This is a genomic window from Pseudomonas sp. TE6288 (genome assembly GCF_054062095.1).
Map to the genome: position 1 here is coordinate 22,334 of NZ_JBSSEW010000012.1, position 19,232 is coordinate 41,565.

Genomic DNA, 19,232 nt, shown 5'->3' on the forward strand with positions numbered 1-19,232 from the left:
TTACCTCAGTTTCAGGGTGGCAAGGCCAATCAGCACGAGAATCACGGTGATGATCCAGAAGCGGACGATCACCCGTGGCTCGGGCCAACCCTTGAGTTCAAAGTGGTGGTGTATCGGCGCCATGCGGAACACGCGCTTGCCGGTCAGCTTGAACGAGGCCACCTGAATGACCACCGACAGGGTTTCCATCACGAACACGCCGCCCATGATGAACAGGACGACTTCCTGGCGCACGATTACCGCGATGGTGCCCAGCGCAGCGCCCAAGGCCAGCGCGCCGACGTCGCCCATGAATACCTGGGCCGGGTAGGTGTTGAACCACAGGAAGCCCAGGCCCGCGCCGATCAGCGCGCCGCAGAACACGATCAGCTCGCCCGCGCCCGGCACGTAAGGGATCAGCAGGTATTCGGCGAACTTCACGTTGCCCGACAGGTAGCAGAAGATGCCCAGCGCACCGCCGACCATCACCGTCGGCATGATCGCCAGGCCATCGAGGCCGTCGGTCAGGTTGACCGCGTTACTCGAGCCGACAATGACGAAATAGGTCAGCACGATGAAGCCGGCGCCCAGCGGGATAGCCAGGTCCTTGAGCATCGGGATGATCAGCGTGGTTTCAACGCTGGTCGGCGCGGTCTTGTACAGGAAGATCGCCGCAGCCAGGCCGAACACCGACTGCCAGAAATACTTCCAGCGGCTCGGCAAGCCGCGGGAGTTCTTCTCGATGACCTTGCGGTAGTCGTCGACCCAGCCAATGGCGCCGAACGCCAGGGTGACGATCAGCACCACCCACACATAGCGGTTGGTCAGGTCGGCCCACAGCAGGGTACTGATGGCAATGGCAGAGAGGATCAGCGCACCGCCCATGGTCGGGGTGCCGGACTTGGACAGGTGCGATTGCGGGCCGTCGTTACGCACGGCCTGACCGATCTGGCGGATCTGCAGGGTACGGATCATCCACGGGCCCAGCCACAGGGCCAGGGACAGCGCGGTCAGCACACCCAGGATCCCGCGCAGGGTCAGGTACTGGAAGACCGCGAAGCCCTTGTGGAACTGTTGCAGATACTCAGCCAACAGCAGCAGCATTAATGTTTCTCCCCGCTGGCGCCGCACAGTGCGGCCACGACGTTTTCCATCGCAGCGCTGCGCGAGCCCTTGATCAAGATAGTGGTGTCGCCGGCGGACTCGGCCTTGACGGCCTCGATCAGCTCAGCTTGAGTAGTGAAATGGCGGCCATTGGTACCGAATGCCTGAACGGCGTAGGCCATATTGGTGCCCACCGCGTACAGCGCATCGACCTTGCCACGTGCGTAGTCACCCACCTGGCGGTGACCTTCCTCGGCCCATTGCCCCAGTTCGCCGATATCCCCGAGCACCAGAACGGTGCGACCGGAAAAGCCGGCGAGTATATCAATGGCGGCACACATCGAGGTGGGATTTGCGTTGTAGCTGTCGTCGATGACCCGCACGCCGCTGGGCGCGATCTGCGCCACGGTGCGGCCCTTGACCGGTTGCACGGCGCCAAGGCCGGCGGCGATGCCGCTCAGGCTCAGACCAACGGCATGGGCTGCGGCAGCGGCGGCCAAGGCATTGCTGACGTTATGGGTGCCAAGCAGGTTCAACTGCACAGGGACACTGCCGTCCGGGCCATGCAGGGTGAACGAGGGGCAACCACGGGCGTCGCGACCGATATCGCTGGCGTAGAAGTCTGCTTGCGGGTTGTCCAGCGCGAAGCTGACGACGCGGTGGCTGCCCGCGCGCTGGCGCCAGATGTCGAACGCCTTGTCGGCCAGGTTGAGGATGGCCGTGCCACCCTCGCCCAGGCCTTCGAGGATCTCGCCCTTGGCCTCGACGATTTTTTCCGGACCACCGAACTCGCCGACGTGAGCGGTTCCGGCGTTGTTGATGATGACTACTTGCGGCCGGGTCAGGCCGACGGTGTAGCGGATCTCGCCGATGCGCGAGGCCCCCAGCTCGATCACTGCGGCGCTGTGCTCCGGGGCGATCTCCAGCAGGCTCAGCGGTGCGCCAAGGTCGTTGTTGAGGTTGCCACGGGTGGCATGTACCGGCCCACGGGTGCGCAGGATCGCGGCGAGCATTTCCTTGACCGTGGTCTTGCCGCTGGAGCCGGTAATGGCCACCACCGGCTTGCCGAAGGCTGCACGATTCAGCGCGCCGAGCTGGCCAAGCGCTACGCGGCAATCCGCGACCACCAGTTGCGGCAGATCGACATCGGCAATTTCACGCTCGACCAACGCGGCGACGGCCCCCTTGGCCTTCACATCGGCCAGGTAGTCATGGCCATCGAAGCGCGGCCCGGTGAGGGCGACGAACAGTTGACCGGCAGCGACGCTGCGGCTGTCGATGCTGACGCCGGTAAAGCTGGCGTCGGCGCCTGCCAGACGAGCACTCAAGGCAGCAGTCAACTGGCTGAGCATCATGGGCTCAAGCATGTGGAGCCTCCCAGGCGGCTAGGGCCTTCTCGGCTTCGATCAGATCGGAGAAGTCATGGCGCTCGCCATTGATCTCCTGGTAATCCTCGTGGCCCTTGCCGGCCAGGACGATCACATCCTCGGCAGCAGCAGTGGCGACCAGATGGGCAATGGCCAGGCCACGGCCAGCGACGAACTCCACGCTGTCGAGCTGGGCAAAGCCGGGGCGAATGTCATCGAAGATGCGCTGCGGATCCTCGGTACGCGGGTTGTCATCAGTCACCAGCACACGATCGGCCAGGCGCTCGGCGACTGCCGCCATCAACGGGCGCTTGCCGGCGTCACGATCACCACCACAGCCGAACAGGCACAGCAACTTGCCGTGGGCGTGCGGGCGCAATGCCTCGAGCACCTTTTCCAGGGCATCCGGGGTGTGGGCGTAGTCGACCACCACCAAAGGCTTCTCACCGCCACCCAAGCGCTGCATGCGACCGACCGGGCCCTGCAACTGCGGGGTGACTTTCAGGATTTCGTCCAGCGAGTAATCCAGCGCCAGCAGGGTAGCCACCGCCGCCAGCATGTTGCTCAGGTTGAAGCGCCCCAGCAGCTGGCTGCGCAGGCTGCGTTCGCCCTGTGCGGTGACGAGGGTGGCTCGTACGCCATCATCGTCGAACGTGGCCTCGCGGCAAAACAGCGAAGCGTCCGGGTTTTCCAGGCTGTAGCTGAGCAACCGGGTCTCGATATGATCGGCACTCGGGCGGCGGGCGAAGTCGGCAGCCAGGCGGCGTCCGAACTCATCATCCAGGTTGACCACCTGGCAACGCAGGCTCGGCCAGGCGAACAGCTTGGCCTTGGCGGCCTCATAGGCCTCCATGCTGCCGTGATAGTCCAGGTGATCGCGCGACAGGTTGGTCATCACCGCGATATCGAACTCCAGCGCAGCGACCCGCCCTTGCTCGAGAGCGTGAGAGGACACTTCCATGGCCACCGCCCTGGCACCCGCTTTTTTCAGGTCGTTGAGGGTCGACTGCACGGCGATAGGGTCCGGCGTGGTCAGGCGGCCGCTCTGCAACTCACCGTAAAAGCCGGTGCCAAGGGTCCCGATCAGCCCGCAACGCTGGCCAAGGGCATCGAGCGCCTGGGCCACCAGCTGGGTGACGCTGGTCTTGCCGTTGGTACCGGTGACCCCCACCAGGTTCAATTGGCGGCTGGGTTCGCCATAGAAGCGCCCGGCGATCTGCGACAGCTGGCCGATCAGCCCCTTGACCGGAATCAGCGGCGCGTCAGTAATCGGCAACACGCAGGTACCCTGCTCTTCATAGGCGACGGCAGCGGCACCACGGGCCAGTGCGTCGGCAATATGCTCACGGCCGTCGACCTTGGCACCCGGCACGGCGAGGAACAGATCACCCTGGCGCACCTGGCGGCTGTCCAAGGTCAGCTCGCGGATCAGCGGATCGCGGCTGGCATGGGCGAACAGTTTGCTCAATGGCATCGTCATCAACCTCGCCCTCCCTTGGCGGGTACTGCGCTGGCTTGCTGCGTCGAAGGCGGCGGCAGGTTGTCCGGCGGTACATTCATCAGGCGCAGGGTGCCTGACATCACTTTGCTGAATACGGGCGCCGAGACCAGGCCGCCGAAGTAGCCACCCTTGCTCGGCTCATCGATGACCACGACGATGGCGTAGCGCGGGTCGCTCATCGGGCCGAAGCCGGCGAACAGCGAACGGTAGGCGTTCTCGGTGTAGCCCTTGGAGCCGACGGTGGCTTTACGCGCGGTACCCGACTTGCCGCCCACGTGGTAGAACGGCACCTGGGCACGGAACACGCCACGCGGTGCTTCGATCACCTGCTGGAGCATGGCCTGCACGGTTTCGGCGGTTTCCTTCGGGATCGCCTGCACGGCCTCCGGGGCCTTGTCGACCTTGAGAATGGACAGCGGCACCATCTTGCCGTCGTTGGCCAATGCCGCGTAGGCATGCACCAGTTGCAGCGCGGTCACCGATACGCCATAGCCATAGGAAAGCGTCGCGGTTTCGGCCTTGCGCCAGTCGCGGTGATTCGGCAGGTTGCCCACGCGCTCACCCGGGAAACCGAGCCCGGTGTATTGGCCCAGGCCCACCTGGGACATGACCCGGTAGATGGCCTCGCCACCAATATCGAAAGCGATCTTGCTCATGCCGACGTTGGAGGAGTTGATCAGGATGCCGGTCAGGTCGAGGATCGGCCCACCACCACGCGATACGTCCTTGATGGTGTAGCGGCCGATCTGCAGGGTGAAGGGATACACCTCGACCTTGTCGGTCGGCTTCCAGCGCCCGCTTTCAAGCGCGGCGCTCATCGAAATCGGCTTGACCGTGGAGCCTGGTTCGAACACATCGATGATCGCCCGGTTGCGCATCGCCGCCGGGAACATGCTGCGGCGGTTGTTCGGGTTGTAGGTCGGCTGGTTGACCATCGCCAGGACCTCGCCGGTCTTGACGTCCATGATCACCAGGCTGCCAGCCTTGGCTTCCTGTTCGGCGATGGCGTTACGCAGCTCGCGGGTGGCCAGGTACTGCAGGCGCAGGTCTATCGACAACGCCAAGGTCTTGCCGGCCTTGGCGTTCTTGGTTACCTGGATGTCCTTGATCAGCCGGCCACGCCGGTCCTTGATCACCTGCCGCTTGCCGGGCACCCCGGCGAGCCATTCGTCGTAGGCGAGCTCGACGCCTTCACGACCATGGTCATCCAGGTCGGTGAAACCGACCATGTGCGCGGTGACGTCGCCAGCCGGATAGAAGCGGCGGAACTCTTCGAGGCCGTAGACGCCCGGAACCTTCAAGTCGAGCACGTGCTGGCCCTGCTCCGGGGTCAGGCCACGGACCAGGTAGATGAATTCCTTGTTGGCCTGCTGGGTAAGACGCTCGCTCAACTGCTGTGGGTTCTGCCCAAGTGCGGCGGCCAGCTGCGGCCAGCGATCCTTGGCCGCCTGCATTTCCTTGGGGTTGGCCCACAAGGTGGTGACGGGCGTACTGACAGCCAGCGGCTCACCGTTGCGATCGGTGATCAGGCCACGGTGCGCGGGGATGGGAATATGGCGCAGGCTGCGGGCATCGCCCTGCCCCTTGAGGAAGTCGCGGTCGACGACCTGCAGGTCGATGATGCGCCAGCAGATGGCACCGACCATCAGCGCCAGCAAACCGATCACCACCCGGAAGCGCCAGGGGTAGAGTGCGCCTTCGAGCTTCATCATGGCGCCACCATCCGCACTTCGTCAGCAGCGGGCACGCGCATCCTGAGCTGCTCCGAGGCCAGGCTCTCGATGCGACTGGAGGCCGTCCAGGTGCTTTGCTCGAGGATCAACCGCCCCCACTCGGCCTGGGCCTTGTCGCGCTCGTTCAGTTCACCGTACAGGGTATTGAGCAACTGACGGTTCCAGTGGGCGCTGTAGGAAACGGCGATCGCCGAAATCAGGACGGCGACGAACAGCAGAAGCATCAAAAAGCTTCCGCCTGGCAGCGGCTTGGCAAACAGCCTGCTCACCGCAACTTCTCCGCTACCCGCATCACGGCGCTGCGCGACCGCGGGTTGGCCTTGAGTTCGGCTTCGGAGGCGAACTGCGCCTTGCCGATCAATTTGATCTTCGGCTCGAAGGCCTTGTGCTGAACCGGCAGGTTGCGCGGCAGGTTGTCTGCCTCGCCCTTGACCAGCTTGCGCATAAACAGTTTGACGATACGGTCTTCCAACGAGTGGAAGCTGATCACTGCCAGGCGGCCACCCACTTCAAGGGCGTCGAGCGCGGCGTCAAGGCCGGCCTCGAGGTCGCCAAGCTCGTTGTTGACATGGATACGCAGGCCCTGGAAAGCACGGGTCGCAGGGTTCTTGCCCTTTTCCCAGGCCGGGTTGGCGACCTTGAGCACTTCCGCCAGGTCGGCGGTACGGGTGAACGGCTGCTTCTCGCGGCGCTCGACCACGGCGCGCGCCATGCGACCGGCGAAGCGCTCCTCGCCGTACTCCTTGAACACGCGGGCAATTTCTTCGACGGGCGCGGTGGCGACGAACTCGGCGGCACTGATGCCCTGGCCCGGGTTCATGCGCATGTCCAGCGGACCGTCGTTAAGGAAGCTGAAGCCGCGCTCGGGGTCGTCCAGTTGCGGCGAGGATACGCCCAAGTCGAGCAGAATGCCGCTGACCTTGCCATCCAGGCCGCGGGCGCGCACTTCGTCGCCGAGCTCGGCAAAGCTGCGCTGCACAATGACAAAGCGGCCGTCTTCGGCCGCCAGCGCTTGCCCGGTGGCAATCGCCTGTGGATCCTTGTCGAACCCCAGCAACCGCCCCTGCGGCCCGAGCTTGCTGAGGATCAGGCGGCTGTGGCCGCCACGCCCGAAGGTGCCGTCCAGATAGCAACCGTCGGCGCGCAGGGCCAATGCCTCGACGGCTTCGTCGAGGAGGACGGTGATGTGGTTGAAGCCGCTATCTATGGTCACAGGATCAGGTCACGCAAATCATCGGGCATGGCGCCCGGTTGTTGAATAGCTGCAAGGTCGGCTGCCGAAACCGCGTTCCAGGCATCCTCATCCCACAGCTGGAATTTGTTCAGCTGCCCCACCAGCATCGCCTTCTTGTCCAACTTGGCGTACTCACGCAGGCGGGGCGGTACCAGGAAACGCCCACTGCCATCGAGCTCCAGGTCCACCGCATTGCCGATCAGCAAACGCTGCAGGCGACGGTTTTCCTCACGCAACGACGGCAAGGCACGCAACTTGGCTTCTATCTGTTCCCACTCATCGAGGGGGTAAACACACAAGCAGGGGTCAACGGCGTCGATGGTCACGATCAGCTGACCATTGCAACGCGAATCGAGCTCGTCACGGTACCGGCTCGGCATGGCGAGACGGCCCTTTGCATCGAGGCTGACGGCGTTGGCTCCGCGGAACACGGCTGCGATTCCCCACAATGTTAGCTTTTTTGTGTCAGAAAACCCACTTCATCCCACTTTCTGCCACTTGCGCACACTATAGGAATCCGCCCGCCACACCGTCAAGGCACGTTCATAAGGAAATCCCTTACAGGACGGCGATTTAGCGCAACAAAGGAAGGCGGAAGGATTACAGGAGGGAAAAACTGACGGAAAAAATCAAACACACTCAAGCGGATAGAGTGAGAAGTTAAAGTAATTTATTAAGAGTAAGATTTTTTCGGTATTACCAGGACGCATCTGCTATCGATTCAAGCAGGAAGGGAAGAGGTGGAGAGTCGATCTGTAAGCCGGGTTTTGTCGAGGACAGTCATTCCTCTACGACGGCCATCACTGGACGCCTCTAGCAACCTACCCGGTTCCGACGCGGGCCACGCCGTATGGAACCCTATTTGGTCTTGCTCCGAGTGGGGTTTACCTAGCCACGGACTGTTGCCAGCCGTGCGGTGCGCTCTTACCGCACCTTTTCACCCTTACCGGCACCGAAGTGCTTAGGCGGTTGTTTTCTGTGGCACTTTCCGTAGGCTCGCGCCTCCCAGGCGTTACCTGGCACTCTGCCCTATGGAGCCCGGACTTTCCTCCCCCGCCTTTTGCGGAACAAAAGACGGCAGCGACTGTCCGATCGACTCTCCGCCGCCAAGGTTACCGGTAGCCGCGCTCAAGAACAAGCGGCGCGACCATTAATACCATTATGCCACTAATGGGCTTTCTGCTTTTCCAGGGCCAACTGGTAGAGCAGGTTCTTGCGCACCCCGGTGATCTCGGCCGCCAGCGCCGCTGCTTTCTTCAGCGGTAGCTCGGCCAGCAGCAGATCCAGCACTCGCTGCGCCTCGGCACTGATCGCCTGCTCGCCCTCCGGCGCGCTCCAACCGGCCACCAGCACCACGCACTCGCCACGCTGCTGATTGCTGTCACCCTGTACGAATGCGCGCAACTCGGCCAACGGCAAGCCTTTGAGGGTCTCGAAGGTCTTGGTGATCTCGCGCGCCAGCAGCGCCGGACGCTCGCCACCGAACACCGCTTCCATGTCCTCCAGGCACTCGAGGATCCGGTGTGGCGCCTCGTAGAAGATCAGCGTGCGCGGCTCTTCCTTGACCTGCTCCAGACGCGCACGCCGCCCGGCGGCCTTGGCCGGCAGGAAACCTTCGAAGATGAAGCGGTCCGACGGCAACCCCGCCGCCGACAGCGCGGCGATCAACGCACAGGCACCCGGCACCGGCACCACCTGCACGCCCGCAGCACGCGCCTGGCGCACCAGGTGATAGCCCGGATCGGAAATCAACGGCGTGCCGGCATCGGACACCAGCGCCACATCGTCGCCGGCCAGCAGGCGGGTGATGAAGCGCCCGCCCTCGTCACGCTCGTTGTGCTCATGACAGGCGGCCAGTTGCGTATCGATGCCGAAATGCTGCAGCAGACGCACCGAGTGGCGGGTGTCCTCGGCAGCGATCAGGCTGACATCCGCCAGCACCTTCAGTGCCCGGGCGCTCATGTCATCGAGGTTGCCGATGGGCGTGGCAACGACGTAAAGCTTGCCCAACGTGGATTTCGAAACCCCTGCAACATCAGTCACTGCGCACACCTGCTTTCCGGATCAAAGGTCGCCATTGTAGCCCGAGCACCGGTAACAGGGCGCAAAGAACTTCGCCCCAGGCACACCTCGGGCCACCTATAGTGAAGGTTCAGTGTCGGCGAGATCGCGCCGTGCCCCCCGCTTGGGTACAATTGCCGGCCAACTTGATCGAGTAACAGGACCTTTACATGATCGCTTGTCTGCGGCTGCTCACAGCCCTCTGCCTCGCTGCCCTGCTGGCAGCCTGCGCCAGCTCGCCCTCATCCAGCCTGGGCGAACTGCCACGCACCCCGGACGCCAGCATCGAGCAACTGCTCGAGAAGGCGGCCTCCAGCAAGTCCGCCGAGGATGCAGCCCTGCTGCGCTTGAGCGCCGCGGACCTGGCATACAAGCAAAAGGACTTCCCGCGCGCCGCGCGGATTCTCGAGCAAGTCCCGCTGGAGCCGCTCAAGCCCGCCCAACAGGTGTTCGCCTCCACCCTGGCCGCCGAGCTCGCCATGAGCCGCAACCAGCCCAAGGCCGCCCTGACCGCCCTCGCCCACCCGAGCCTGCAGCGCGTCGGCGAACTGCCGACCGAGCAGCAGGCCCGCACCTACAGCGTTCATGCCGCAACCCTCGAAGCCGACGGCCAGGCCCTGGCCGCCGCCCAGCAGCGCGCACTGCTGGCACCCCTGCTCAGCGGCCAGGCCGCCAGCACCAACAATGACGCGATCTGGGCCCTGGTCGCCTCGCTGCCCGCCGAACAGCTGCAGCAGCCGGCCGCCGACGAGACCCTGGCCGGCTGGACCAGCCTGGCCCTGGCCGTGAAGCGCGCCGGCACCCTGGAACAGCAACAGGCCGCCATCGACACCTGGCGCCAGCAGCATCCAGAACACCCGGCAGCCAAGCAATTGCCGACAGCCCTGGTCAAGCTCAAGGAGCTGGCCAGCCAGCCACTGACCAAGATCGCCCTGCTGCTGCCCCAGGAAGGCCCGCTGGCCGGTGTCGCCCGCGCCCTGCGTGACGGCTTCATGGCCGCTCACTTCCAGGCCCAGCAAGGTGGCCAGCCCGCCCCTGCAGTACAAGTGTTCGACAGCTCACGCATCACCTCGCTCGACGACTTCTACCGCCAGGCCCAGGCTACCGGCGTGCAACTGGTGGTCGGCCCGCTGGAAAAGCCGCTGGTCAAGAAGCTCGCCGCCTACCCGCAACTGCCCATCACCACCCTGGCCCTGAACTACGCCGACGCTGGCCAGAAAGCGCCGCCACAACTGTTCCAGTTCGGCCTGGCCGCCGAAGATGAAGCTCGCGAAGTCGCGCGTCGCGCACGCGCCGACGGCATGGTCCGCGCCGTGGCCCTGGTACCGAGCGGTGAATGGGGCGACCGCGTGCTCGCCGCCTTCCGCCAGGACTGGGAAGGCAATGGTGGCACCCTGATTACCGCGCAGCGCATCGCCCAGCCCGTCGCCCTCGCCCAGCAGATCGCTGATCTGTTCCAGCTGCGCCAGAGCGAAGGCCGCGCCAAGAGCCTGCAGAGCACCGTCGGCGGCACCATCGCCGCGCAACCTTCGCGCCGCCAGGACATCGACTTCATCTTCCTCGCCTCGACGCCGCAGCAAGCCCAGCAGATCAAACCCACGCTGAACTTCCAGTACGCCGGTGACGTGCCTGTCTACGCCACCTCCAACCTGTATAGCGCCAGCGGTGACGTGAACCAGTACAACGACATGAACGGCATCCGCTTCTGCGAAACGCCGTGGCTACTGGACACCACCAACAGCCTGCGCCAACAAGTCGTACAGCAGTGGCCTCAGGCCGCCGGCAGCCTCGGCCGCCTGTACGCCATGGGCGTCGACGCCTACAGCCTTGCACCGCGCCTGGGCCAACTCAAGGCGCTGCCGGACAACCGCGTCGAAGGCCTGTCCGGCAGCCTGAGCATGAACCCCAGCCAGCGCATCGAGCGCCAGCTACCATGGGCCGAATTCGCCGGCGGCCAGGTCAAGCGCCTGCCGGACACCCCTCGCTGATGCCCGGCGCATCGCCCAGCCTTGCCGGCCAGGCCGCCGAAGATCACGCCCTTGAATACCTTCAAGGGCAAGGTCTGCGGCTGCTGGAACGCAACTGGCGATGCAAGGGGGGCGAGCTCGATCTGGTCATGCTCGATGCCGATACAGTAGTATTCATCGAAGTCCGCTACCGGTTGCATGCGGAGTTCGGCGGAGCGCTCGCCAGTATCGATGGGCGCAAGCAGCAACGACTGGCGCTTGCCGCCAACCTCTTCCTGCAGCACGAACCCCGCTGGGCCACCCGCCCCTGCCGCTTCGACGTTATCGCCCTGCAGGGCCGGGGGCATGCGGGGCAACCGCTTCAATGGCTGAAAAATGCCTTCGAATGCTGAACCCAATTCGATTTTCTAGCTCTATGTTTCGCGGGCTGGTCACTGTTGCGCGTAGCAAAGGCCACCGCCCCTCTTAAGGTCACCCAGATGGACATGCAATCCCGAATTCGCCGGCTGTTTCAGGCCAGCATCGACACCAAGCAACAGGCAATGGACATCCTGGCACCCCACATCGAGCAGGCCAGCCTGGTCATGGTCAACGCCCTGCTCAACGACGGCAAGATGCTCGCGTGCGGCAATGGCGGCTCGGCCGGCGATGCCCAGCACTTCTCCTCGGAGTTGCTCAACCGTTTCGAGCGCGAGCGTCCGAGCCTGCCGGCCATCGCCCTGACCACCGACAGCTCCACCCTGACCTCTATCGCCAACGACTACAGCTACAACGAAGTCTTCTCCAAGCAGATCCGCGCCCTGGGCCAGCCCGGCGATGTGCTGCTGGCGATCTCCACCAGCGGTAATTCGGCCAACGTGATCCAGGCGATCCAGGCCGCCCATGACCGCGAAATGATTGTCGTCGCCCTGACCGGGCGCGATGGCGGCGGCATGGCCTCGCTGCTGCTGCCCGAGGACGTGGAGATCCGCGTCCCCGCCACGGTCACCGCGCGCATCCAGGAAGTCCACCTGCTGGCGATCCACTGTCTGTGCGACCTGATCGACAGCCAACTGTTCGGGAGTGAAGAATGATCTCCAAGCGTATCGGCCTGATGGCCCTGACCCTGTGCCTCGGCGTATCGGGCTGCAGTTCCGTGCTCACCTCGGCGCGCAACTCGCCTATCGAGGATGACCGCGGCACCCGCACCATCGGCAGCAAGATCGATGACTCGCTGATCGAGACAAAGGTCTCGGTCAACATCGCCAAGGCCAACCCGGAGCTGGACAAGGGCTCGCACATCGTCGTCAGCAGCTACAACGGTGTTGTGCTGCTTGCCGGCCAGACACCACGCGCAGATCTCAAGTCCCTCGCTGAGCAGACCGCCGGCCAGGTGCAGCGAGTCAAGAAGGTGCACAACGAGCTGCAAGTCATTCAGCCGTCGTCGATCCTGGCGCGCAATAACGACGCCTGGCTGACCACCAAGATCAAGACCCAGATGCTGACCGACGAGAGCGTGCCCAGCTCGCGCATCAAGGTGATCACCGAAAACGGCATCGTCTACCTGCTCGGCCTGGTCAGGCAGCAGGAAGCCAACGCTGCCACCAATGTGGTGCAAGGTGTGTCGGGCGTGCAGAAGATCGTCAAGCTGTTCGAGTACATCGACTGACAACCCCTTGGCGAGCGTCGGGACGCTCGCCTTTTTCACTCTGATCCAGGAAGTACCCCATGAAAAAGCTGCTGCTGCCCGCCCTGCTGATCGGCACCTTCGCCACCCTGGCCGGCTGCTCCACCCCGAGCGTGATCACCCTCAACGATGGCCGCGAACTGCAGACCACCGACACGCCGCACTTCGACCGCAACTCCGGCTTCTACGAGTTCAAGCAACTGGACGGCAAGCCGACCCGCATCAACAAGGACCAGGTGCAGAGCATCAAGGACCTGTAATTGCGGCAGCCATGAAAAAGGCGATCCCTGCGGATCGCCTTTTTTGTCCCTGCCTGTTACTTCACGACTTTCAGGCTCGGACGACCACTGGGACGCGGCGGCTCGGGCGGACCATCGTCATCCGGCTCGACAACGTCGTCCTCAAGGTCATCCTCGTCCGCGAGCGGCGGCTCCAGCTCGAAGACCATACCCTGGCCATTCTCCCGGGCGTAGATCCCCAGGATGGCGCCGATGGGCACATACAGCGTGTGCGCCACACCACCGAAGCGTCCTTCGAAACTCACCGCCTCGTTGTCCATGTGCAGACTGCGCACGGCACTGGGGGAGATGTTCAGGACGATCTGGCCATCGCTGGCGAAACCTTGGGGCACCTGAACGGCCGGGTACTCGGCGTTGACCAGCATATGGGGCGTGCAATCGTTGTCGACGATCCACTCGTACAGCGCGCGAACCAGATAGGGGCGACTGGAGTTCATCAACGGCTCCTCTTTAAACCTTGCGCATTTCACGTTCAGTAGCAGACAGGCTCGCCTGGAAAGGCTCGCGGGCGAACTGTCGCTCCATGTAATCCAGCAGCGGCTTGGCCTGCCGCGGCAATTCGATACCCATCACCGGCAAGCGCCAGAGTATGGGCAATAGACAGCAATCGACCAGACTCTGCTCCTCACTCATGAAACAGGCCATTTCAGCGAACAGCGGCGCCACGCCCGTCAGGCTCTCGCGCAACTCCTTGCGCGCCTGGGTACGTGCCGGCTCGCTGCTGCGCGGGTCCAGCACGGTGTCGGCCAGGCTGCACCAGTCGCGCTGGATGCGGTGCATCAGCAGGCGACTGTTGCCGCGGGCCACCGGATAGACTGGCATCAGCGGCGGGTGCGGGTAACGCTCCTCGAGGTACTCCATCACCACGCTCGACTCGTACAGCGCCAGATCGCGATCGACCAGGGTCGGCAAGCTGCCGTAAGGGTTCACTTCGACCAGCTTCGGCGGCAGGCGGTTGGTGTCGACATCGATGATCTGCACCGTGACGCCTTTCTCCGCGAGCACCAGGCGTACCCGATGAGAGTAATGGTCAGCGGGGTCGGAATAGCAGGCTAACCTGTTGGTTGCGCCCATGTAGCGCCTCCTCGCACGGGATGCTTGTAAAAACTGCAAATGAAAACGCGCCCGGGGTGCCCCAGCGACATGACTGGGGCACCCCGGGCGCGTTCAACTACCAGAAACTACTGCGTGATCAGTGCACGTCCTTCCAGTATTCGCGCTTGAGCAAGTAGGCGAACACGAAGAAGAAAGCCAGGTACAGCAACACGTAGGTACCGATGCGCTGGCTTTCCAGTTTGACCGGGTTGGCCGAATAGGCCAGGAAGGTCACCAGGTTCTTGACCTTCTCGTCGAACTGCTCAGCCGTCAGGGTACCGGATTTCTCCTCGACGGTCAGCTGGTCGCACGCTTCATGGGTCAATGGGCTGCCGGTCAGCGGGTCATATTGCTTCTTGCCGTCGACCACACTCTGCACCTGCTTGCAGCCAATCACCTGGTTGCCCTGCAGGCCAACCAGCACGTTAGGCATGCCGACGTTGGGGAAGACCTTATTGTTTACCCCGTATGGCCGCGCCTTGTCTTCATAGAAACTGCGCAGGTAGGTGTACAACCAATCGTTGCCACGCACCCGGGCAACCAGGGTGAGGTCGGGCGGCGCAGCGCCGAACCAGGTCTTGGCATCATTGGGCTGCATGCCGATCTTCATGTGGTCGCCGATCTTGGCGCCAGTGAACACCAGGTTTTCGAGCATCAGCTCGTGGGGGATCCCCAGGTCGTCGGCGACACGCTCGTATCGCTGGAACTTGGCGCTATGGCATCCCATGCAATAGTTGGCGAAGGTGCGCGCGCCATCCTGCATCGCGGCCTTGTCGGTCAGGTCGATATCGACCTTGTCCAGCTCCAGGCCGTGTTCGGCGGCGAACGAAAGGCCAGGCATCAATGCCAGCAAGCATACTGCAATAAACTTTTTCATCAGCCAGTCACCCTTTCCGGAACCGGTTTGGTCTTCTCGAGCCTTGTGTAGAACGGCATCAGCAGGAAGTAGGCGAAGTACAACACCGTGCACACCTGCGACAGCAAGGTACGCCCCGGGGTCGGCGCCAGCACGCCCAGCACGCCAAGGATGACGAAGGACACGCAGAACACCAGCAACCAGATCTTGCTCAACCAGCCCTTGTAACGCATCGAGCGCACCGGGCTGCGGTCAAGCCAGGGCAACACGAACAGCACCGCAATTGCCGCACCCATGGCAATCACCCCGAACAGCTTGTCGGGCACCGCGCGCAGGATCGCGTAGAACGGCGTGAAGTACCAGACAGGGGCGATATGCTCAGGCGTCTTGAAGGCGTTGGCCTGCTCGAAGTTCGGTTTTTCCAGGAAGTAGCCACCCATTTCCGGGAAGAAGAACACCACGGCACAGAACACGAAGAGGAACACCACCACACCAGCGATATCCTTGACGGTGTAGTACGGGTGGAACGGGATGCCATCCAGCGGGATGCCGTTCTCGTCCTTTTTCTTCTTGATGTCCACGCCATCGGGGTTGTTCGAACCCACCTCGTGCAGCGCCAGGATGTGCAGCACCACCAGGCCCAGGATCACGATCGGCAGGGCCACCACGTGCAAGGCGAAGAAGCGGTTCAGGGTGATGCCGGAGATCAGGTAGTCACCACGGATCCACTGGGTCAGGTCATCACCGATCACCGGGATCGCGCCGAACAGCGAGATGATCACCTGAGCTCCCCAGTACGACATCTGCCCCCAGGGCAGCAGGTAGCCCATGAACGCCTCGGCCATCAGCGCCAGGTAGATCAGCATGCCGAACAGCCAGACCAGCTCGCGCGGCTTCTGGTAGGAGCCGTAGAGCAAGCCGCGGAACATGTGCAGGTAGACCACGATGAAGAACGCCGAGGCGCCGGTGGAGTGCAGGTAGCGCAGGATCCAGCCGTACTCGACGTCGCGCATGATGTACTCGACCGAGGCGAAGGCCTCTTCCGCCGAGGGGGTGAAACTCATGGTCAGCCACACGCCGGTCACGATCTGGTTGACCAGCACTAGCAACGCCAGGGAGCCGAAGAAGTACAGGAAGTTGAAGTTCTTGGGCGCGTAATACTTGCTTAGATGGTCTTCCCACATTTTCGTCGCGGGGAAGCGCGCATCGATCCACTCCATGAACTTGCTCATCATGCGTTCTCCTGATCGACGCCGATGACGATGATTTCGTCCGACTCGTACGAGTGCGGTGGCACTGGCAGGTTGAGAGGCGCCGGCTGGGATTTGTAGACGCGCCCGGCCAGGTCGTAGTGCGAACCGTGGCAGGGGCAGAAATAGCCACCGACCCACTTCGGCCCCAGGTCAGCCGGGGCAACTTCAGGACGGAAGGTTGGCGAGCAACCCAGGTGCGTGCACAGACCTACCAGGATGAGAATCTCGGGCTTGATCGAGCGAACTTGCGGGTCGACGTAGGTCGGCTGCACCGACGCCTTGGATTCAGGATCGGACAGCTCGCCGGTGATCTTTTTCAGATTACCGAGGATCTCCTCCGTTCGCCGCACGATGAATACAGGTTGCCCCCGCCATTCAGCTACCATCTGCTGACCGGGCTCGACCTTGGCGATATTGACCTTCACCGGTGCCCCTGCGGCTTTCGCCTTGGCACTGGGAAACCATGACCCCACGAACGGTACCGCTGCCCCCACTGCCCCCGCTGCCCCGACCACGGATGTCGCGGCTACGAGGAAGCGGCGCCGGCCTGCGTTGACGCCGTCATTGCTCATTCAGTCCTCTCCCATCAGCTTGCTTGGCCTGTTTGAACAGGCATCTACTTAGGTACGTCTGTGGCACTAAAAATTGGCCGCAATGGTAAGGAACAAATCCACACGCTGACAAGGTGATTACCCGCTCGTCGGGCTACTACCCTCGCTTTGCTTGATCTGCGTCTATGCGACAAACGGCCACGGACTAGCAGACAGGTTAGTTGAAGACATAAAAAAAGCCCGGTTCCAAAAAGGAACCGGGCTTTTTTCGACTGCCGAAGCGGTATTAACGCTTGGAGTACTGAGGACGCTTACGCGCTTTACGCAGACCCACTTTCTTACGCTCAACTTCACGAGCGTCGCGGGTGACGTAGCCAGCACGACGCAGAGCGCCACGCAGGGTTTCGTCGTATTCCATCAGGGCGCGGGTGATGCCGTGGCGGATTGCACCGGCCTGACCGCTGACACCACCACCGGAAACGGTGACGTAGATGTCGAACTTCTCAACGGTTTCGGTCAGTTCCAGCGGCTGGCGAACAACCATGCGAGCGGTTTCGCGGCCGAAGAACACGTCCAGAGAACGGTTGTTGATGGAGATGTTACCGGTACCTGGACGCAGGAAAACGCGAGCGGTTGCGGTCTTGCGACGGCCAGTGCCGTAGTTTTGAGTCGCCGACATAATGAACTATCCCGTTAGATCTTCAGTTCTTGAGGCTGCTGAGCAGTGTGTGGGTGAGCAGCACCCGCGTACACTTTCAGCTTGCGGTACATGTCGCGACCCAGCGGGTTCTTCGGCAGCATGCCTTTGACCGCGGTTTCGATAACACGCTCAGGGGCCTTGGCGATCAACTTCTCGAAGTTGATTTCCTTGATACCGCCCGGGAAGCCGGAGTGGGAGTAGTACATCTTGTCGGAAGACTTGGCACCAGTCACACGGATCTGCTCGGCGTTGATGACGACGATGTAGTCGCCGGTGTCAACGTGAGGGGTGTATTCTGGCTTGTGCTTGCCACGCAGGCGGCTAGCGATTTCGGTAGCCAGACGACCCAGGGTCTGACCAGCGGCGTCGACTACGAACCACTCGCGCTTTACTGTTTCCGGTTTAGCAGTAAAAGTTTTCATTCTCTAAAGCCTCAGAGGCCGCCCAGCGAAAAATAGACGGCGAATCTTACTGGATAGTGCACAGCTTGCCAAGGGCAAGCGCGCAGCCGAACGCTGACGCTTTTGGGGGCTCGGGTCGGGCACGCCAATGTTCGACAAGGGTTCCCTGCATGGTGGTGCATCACTTCCGCCACACGGAGAGGGGCAGAATTATCCAGATTGCAGGAAAAATTTCAACCTGCTTTTATGGACTTCTTTGTCACGGAGCACCTTCCCGATGGAATACCGCAAGCTCGGCCGTACCGACCTCGATGTCAGTGCCCTGTGCCTGGGCACCATGACCTGGGGCGAACAGAACACCCAGGACCAGGCCTTCGCCCAGATCGCCCTGGCCAAGGCCAGCGGCATCAACTTTATCGACACCGCCGAGATGTACCCGGTGCCACCGCGCCCGGAGACCTACGCCGCCACCGAACGCATCATCGGCAACTGGTTCGCCGCCAACGGCGACCGTGACGACTGGATCCTTGCCAGCAAGGTCGCCGGCCCCGGCAACGGCATCAGCCACATCCGCGACGGCCAGCTCAAGCACAACCGCCAGCACATCGTCGCCGCGCTGGACGAGAGCCTCAAGCGCCTGCAGACCGACCGCATCGACCTCTACCAGTTGCACTGGCCCGAGCGCAGCACCAACTTCTTCGGCAAGCTCGGCTACCAGCACCTGCCCCAGGACATCTTCACCCCGCTGGAGGAAACCCTGGAGGTGCTCGATGAACAGGTGCGCGCCGGCAAGATCCGCCACATCGGCCTGTCCAACGAAACCCCGTGGGGCACCCTGAAATTCCTGCACCTGGCCGAAACCCGCGGCTGGCCCCGCGCGGTGTCGATCCAGAACCCCTACAACCTGCTCAACCGCAGCTTCGAGGTGGGCCTGGCAGAGGTGGCAATCCGCGAGCAGTGCGGTTTGCTGGCCTATTCGCCGCTGGCCTTCGGCATGCTGTCGGGCAAGTACGAAAACGGCGCCCGCCCGGAACACGCCCGCCTGACCCTGTTCAGCCGCTTTGCCCGCTATTCCAATCCGCAGACCGTGGCCGCCTGCGGCCGCTATGTGCAGTTGGCCCGCGAACACGGGCTGGACCCGGCGCAGATGGCGCTGGCGTTCGTGACCCGGCAGCCGTTCGTGACCAGCAACATCATCGGCGCGACGAACCTCGAGCAACTGCGCAGCAATATCGACAGCCAGGCGTTGAATCTGGGCGATGAACTGCTGGCGGCAATCGAGGCGGTCCATCAGGAGCAGCCAAACCCCGCGCCTTGATGCAACGCAGGCGCTGCACTGCTCTTTCGTGGGGTAGACACAATCGCCAAAAAATAAGACGATCCAGCCGGTGATTGACCACTCTACCCTATAAGAACAATGACAATGATGTTTACCCAACCCCCGGCGTCGCTGCGGCGCGTCAGC

At 62.9% G+C, this 19,232-nt stretch carries 21 protein-coding genes and 1 other RNA gene; 6 read left to right on the forward strand and 16 right to left on the reverse strand.

Annotated elements, in window-relative coordinates; genetic code table 11:
- The 9 genes from mraY to rsmI form a co-directional block, all read right to left on the reverse strand.
- Positions 1–1,083 (reverse strand): phospho-N-acetylmuramoyl-pentapeptide-transferase, encoded by a 1,083-nt coding sequence (mraY, locus tag ACVWY1_RS13930; protein WP_011535540.1) that lies wholly within the window; start codon positions 1,081–1,083, stop codon positions 1–3.
- Entirely contained in the window at positions 1,083–2,450 is a 1,368-nt protein-coding gene (locus tag ACVWY1_RS13935; protein WP_277502981.1) for a UDP-N-acetylmuramoyl-tripeptide--D-alanyl-D-alanine ligase, read from the reverse strand. Before ACVWY1_RS13935 ends, mraY begins: the two co-directional genes overlap by 1 nt.
- The gene (locus tag ACVWY1_RS13940) at positions 2,443–3,930 is read right to left on the reverse strand and encodes a UDP-N-acetylmuramoyl-L-alanyl-D-glutamate--2,6-diaminopimelate ligase (protein WP_102682672.1); all 1,488 of its coding nucleotides are present in this window, start codon (positions 3,928–3,930) and stop codon (positions 2,443–2,445) included. Before ACVWY1_RS13940 ends, ACVWY1_RS13935 begins: the two co-directional genes overlap by 8 nt.
- Entirely contained in the window at positions 3,930–5,660 is a 1,731-nt protein-coding gene (locus ACVWY1_RS13945; RefSeq protein ID WP_177485990.1) for a peptidoglycan D,D-transpeptidase FtsI family protein, read from the reverse strand. The genes ACVWY1_RS13940 and ACVWY1_RS13945 overlap by 1 nt, the downstream gene beginning before the upstream one ends.
- The gene (gene ftsL / locus ACVWY1_RS13950; RefSeq protein WP_023630124.1) at positions 5,660–5,953 is read right to left on the reverse strand and encodes a cell division protein FtsL; all 294 of its coding nucleotides are present in this window, start codon (positions 5,951–5,953) and stop codon (positions 5,660–5,662) included. Before ftsL ends, ACVWY1_RS13945 begins: the two co-directional genes overlap by 1 nt.
- On the reverse strand, positions 5,950–6,897 hold the full coding sequence (rsmH, locus tag ACVWY1_RS13955) for a 16S rRNA (cytosine(1402)-N(4))-methyltransferase RsmH (RefSeq protein WP_102682670.1): 948 nt from the start codon (positions 6,895–6,897) through the stop codon (positions 5,950–5,952). Before rsmH ends, ftsL begins: the two co-directional genes overlap by 4 nt.
- Complete coding sequence (mraZ, locus tag ACVWY1_RS13960) at positions 6,894–7,349, reverse strand: division/cell wall cluster transcriptional repressor MraZ (protein WP_011535546.1); 456 nt, start codon at positions 7,347–7,349, stop codon at positions 6,894–6,896. The genes rsmH and mraZ overlap by 4 nt, the downstream gene beginning before the upstream one ends.
- Positions 7,350–7,658: 309 nt before the next feature.
- Positions 7,659–8,018: RNase P RNA component class A (gene rnpB / locus ACVWY1_RS13965), an RNA gene on the reverse strand.
- A 67-nt stretch (positions 8,019–8,085) separates the two neighbouring features.
- Positions 8,086–8,961, reverse strand: coding sequence for a 16S rRNA (cytidine(1402)-2'-O)-methyltransferase (gene rsmI / locus ACVWY1_RS13970; RefSeq protein ID WP_102682669.1), 876 nt, complete (start codon positions 8,959–8,961; stop codon positions 8,086–8,088).
- A 188-nt stretch (positions 8,962–9,149) separates the two neighbouring features.
- Here rsmI and ACVWY1_RS13975 point away from each other — a divergent pair, with 188 nt between their 5' ends.
- The 5 genes from ACVWY1_RS13975 to ACVWY1_RS13995 all read left to right on the forward strand — a co-directional run bounded on the left by ACVWY1_RS13975 (position 9,150) and on the right by ACVWY1_RS13995 (position 12,872).
- Positions 9,150–10,967 (forward strand): penicillin-binding protein activator, encoded by a 1,818-nt coding sequence (locus tag ACVWY1_RS13975; protein WP_457378409.1) that lies wholly within the window; start codon positions 9,150–9,152, stop codon positions 10,965–10,967.
- Positions 10,967–11,338, forward strand: coding sequence for a YraN family protein (locus tag ACVWY1_RS13980; protein ID WP_277502979.1), 372 nt, complete (start codon positions 10,967–10,969; stop codon positions 11,336–11,338). Before ACVWY1_RS13975 ends, ACVWY1_RS13980 begins: the two co-directional genes overlap by 1 nt.
- An 87-nt stretch (positions 11,339–11,425) precedes the next feature.
- A complete protein-coding gene (locus ACVWY1_RS13985; protein WP_046857018.1) occupies positions 11,426–12,019 on the forward strand; it encodes a phosphoheptose isomerase in 594 nt (197 codons plus the stop codon).
- Positions 12,016–12,594: a BON domain-containing protein gene (locus ACVWY1_RS13990; RefSeq protein ID WP_023630217.1), complete on the forward strand. Its 579-nt coding sequence runs from the start codon at positions 12,016–12,018 to the stop codon at positions 12,592–12,594. Before ACVWY1_RS13985 ends, ACVWY1_RS13990 begins: the two co-directional genes overlap by 4 nt.
- Before the next feature lie 59 nt (positions 12,595–12,653).
- Entirely contained in the window at positions 12,654–12,872 is a 219-nt protein-coding gene (locus ACVWY1_RS13995; RefSeq protein ID WP_023630218.1) for a YgdI/YgdR family lipoprotein, read from the forward strand.
- Between the two features lie 56 nt (positions 12,873–12,928).
- Here ACVWY1_RS13995 and ACVWY1_RS14000 read toward each other — a convergent pair whose 3' ends face one another.
- From ACVWY1_RS14000 to rplM, 7 genes are all read right to left on the reverse strand, one after another.
- Positions 12,929–13,348: a ClpXP protease specificity-enhancing factor gene (locus tag ACVWY1_RS14000; protein WP_102682664.1), complete on the reverse strand. Its 420-nt coding sequence runs from the start codon at positions 13,346–13,348 to the stop codon at positions 12,929–12,931.
- Between the two features lie 13 nt (positions 13,349–13,361).
- The gene (locus tag ACVWY1_RS14005) at positions 13,362–13,985 is read right to left on the reverse strand and encodes a glutathione S-transferase N-terminal domain-containing protein (RefSeq protein ID WP_102682663.1); all 624 of its coding nucleotides are present in this window, start codon (positions 13,983–13,985) and stop codon (positions 13,362–13,364) included.
- A gap of 118 nt (positions 13,986–14,103) precedes the next feature.
- A complete protein-coding gene (locus ACVWY1_RS14010) occupies positions 14,104–14,883 on the reverse strand; it encodes a cytochrome c1 (protein WP_102685208.1) in 780 nt (259 codons plus the stop codon).
- A complete protein-coding gene (locus ACVWY1_RS14015; protein ID WP_046857021.1) occupies positions 14,883–16,094 on the reverse strand; it encodes a cytochrome b in 1,212 nt (403 codons plus the stop codon). The genes ACVWY1_RS14010 and ACVWY1_RS14015 overlap by 1 nt, the downstream gene beginning before the upstream one ends.
- Positions 16,094–16,687 carry a ubiquinol-cytochrome c reductase iron-sulfur subunit gene (gene petA / locus ACVWY1_RS14020; protein ID WP_023628711.1) on the reverse strand — a complete coding sequence of 198 codons (594 nt, stop codon included), beginning with the start codon at positions 16,685–16,687 and terminating at the stop codon, positions 16,094–16,096. Before petA ends, ACVWY1_RS14015 begins: the two co-directional genes overlap by 1 nt.
- A gap of 265 nt (positions 16,688–16,952) precedes the next feature.
- Positions 16,953–17,345 carry a 30S ribosomal protein S9 gene (gene rpsI, locus ACVWY1_RS14025; RefSeq protein ID WP_003260797.1) on the reverse strand — a complete coding sequence of 131 codons (393 nt, stop codon included), beginning with the start codon at positions 17,343–17,345 and terminating at the stop codon, positions 16,953–16,955.
- 14 nt (positions 17,346–17,359) lie between these two features.
- On the reverse strand, positions 17,360–17,788 hold the full coding sequence (gene rplM / locus ACVWY1_RS14030) for a 50S ribosomal protein L13 (RefSeq protein ID WP_008097538.1): 429 nt from the start codon (positions 17,786–17,788) through the stop codon (positions 17,360–17,362).
- Positions 17,789–18,044: 256 nt separating this feature from the next.
- Here rplM and ACVWY1_RS14035 point away from each other — a divergent pair, with 256 nt between their 5' ends.
- Complete coding sequence (locus ACVWY1_RS14035; RefSeq protein ID WP_094010224.1) at positions 18,045–19,085, forward strand: NADP(H)-dependent aldo-keto reductase; 1,041 nt, start codon at positions 18,045–18,047, stop codon at positions 19,083–19,085.
- Positions 19,086–19,232 lie beyond the last annotated feature (147 nt).

What these genes read in the sequence shown, in the direction of transcription:
- ACVWY1_RS13940 (WP_102682672.1), bottom strand. Translation starts at nt 3,930, where the DNA reads ATGACGATGCCATTGAGCAAACTGTTCGCCCATGCCAGCCGCGATCCG.
- ACVWY1_RS13935 (WP_277502981.1), bottom strand. Translation starts at nt 2,450, where the DNA reads ATGCTTGAGCCCATGATGCTCAGCCAGTTGACTGCTGCCTTGAGTGCT.
- ACVWY1_RS13975 (WP_457378409.1), top strand. Translation starts at nt 9,150, where the DNA reads ATGATCGCTTGTCTGCGGCTGCTCACAGCCCTCTGCCTCGCTGCCCTG.
- ACVWY1_RS14015 (WP_046857021.1), bottom strand. Translation starts at nt 16,094, where the DNA reads ATGAGCAAGTTCATGGAGTGGATCGATGCGCGCTTCCCCGCGACGAAA.
- ACVWY1_RS14005 (WP_102682663.1), bottom strand. Translation starts at nt 13,985, where the DNA reads ATGGGCGCAACCAACAGGTTAGCCTGCTATTCCGACCCCGCTGACCAT.
- ACVWY1_RS14035 (WP_094010224.1), top strand. Translation starts at nt 18,045, where the DNA reads ATGGAATACCGCAAGCTCGGCCGTACCGACCTCGATGTCAGTGCCCTG.
- ACVWY1_RS13990 (WP_023630217.1), top strand. Translation starts at nt 12,016, where the DNA reads ATGATCTCCAAGCGTATCGGCCTGATGGCCCTGACCCTGTGCCTCGGC.
- ACVWY1_RS13980 (WP_277502979.1), top strand. Translation starts at nt 10,967, where the DNA reads ATGCCCGGCGCATCGCCCAGCCTTGCCGGCCAGGCCGCCGAAGATCAC.
- ACVWY1_RS13985 (WP_046857018.1), top strand. Translation starts at nt 11,426, where the DNA reads ATGGACATGCAATCCCGAATTCGCCGGCTGTTTCAGGCCAGCATCGAC.
- ACVWY1_RS13945 (WP_177485990.1), bottom strand. Translation starts at nt 5,660, where the DNA reads ATGAAGCTCGAAGGCGCACTCTACCCCTGGCGCTTCCGGGTGGTGATC.
- mraY (WP_011535540.1), bottom strand. Translation starts at nt 1,083, where the DNA reads ATGCTGCTGCTGTTGGCTGAGTATCTGCAACAGTTCCACAAGGGCTTC.
- ACVWY1_RS13995 (WP_023630218.1), top strand. Translation starts at nt 12,654, where the DNA reads ATGAAAAAGCTGCTGCTGCCCGCCCTGCTGATCGGCACCTTCGCCACC.
- rplM (WP_008097538.1), bottom strand. Translation starts at nt 17,788, where the DNA reads ATGAAAACTTTTACTGCTAAACCGGAAACAGTAAAGCGCGAGTGGTTC.
- rpsI (WP_003260797.1), bottom strand. Translation starts at nt 17,345, where the DNA reads ATGTCGGCGACTCAAAACTACGGCACTGGCCGTCGCAAGACCGCAACC.
- ACVWY1_RS14010 (WP_102685208.1), bottom strand. Translation starts at nt 14,883, where the DNA reads ATGAAAAAGTTTATTGCAGTATGCTTGCTGGCATTGATGCCTGGCCTT.
- ACVWY1_RS14000 (WP_102682664.1), bottom strand. Translation starts at nt 13,348, where the DNA reads ATGAACTCCAGTCGCCCCTATCTGGTTCGCGCGCTGTACGAGTGGATC.
- petA (WP_023628711.1), bottom strand. Translation starts at nt 16,687, where the DNA reads ATGAGCAATGACGGCGTCAACGCAGGCCGGCGCCGCTTCCTCGTAGCC.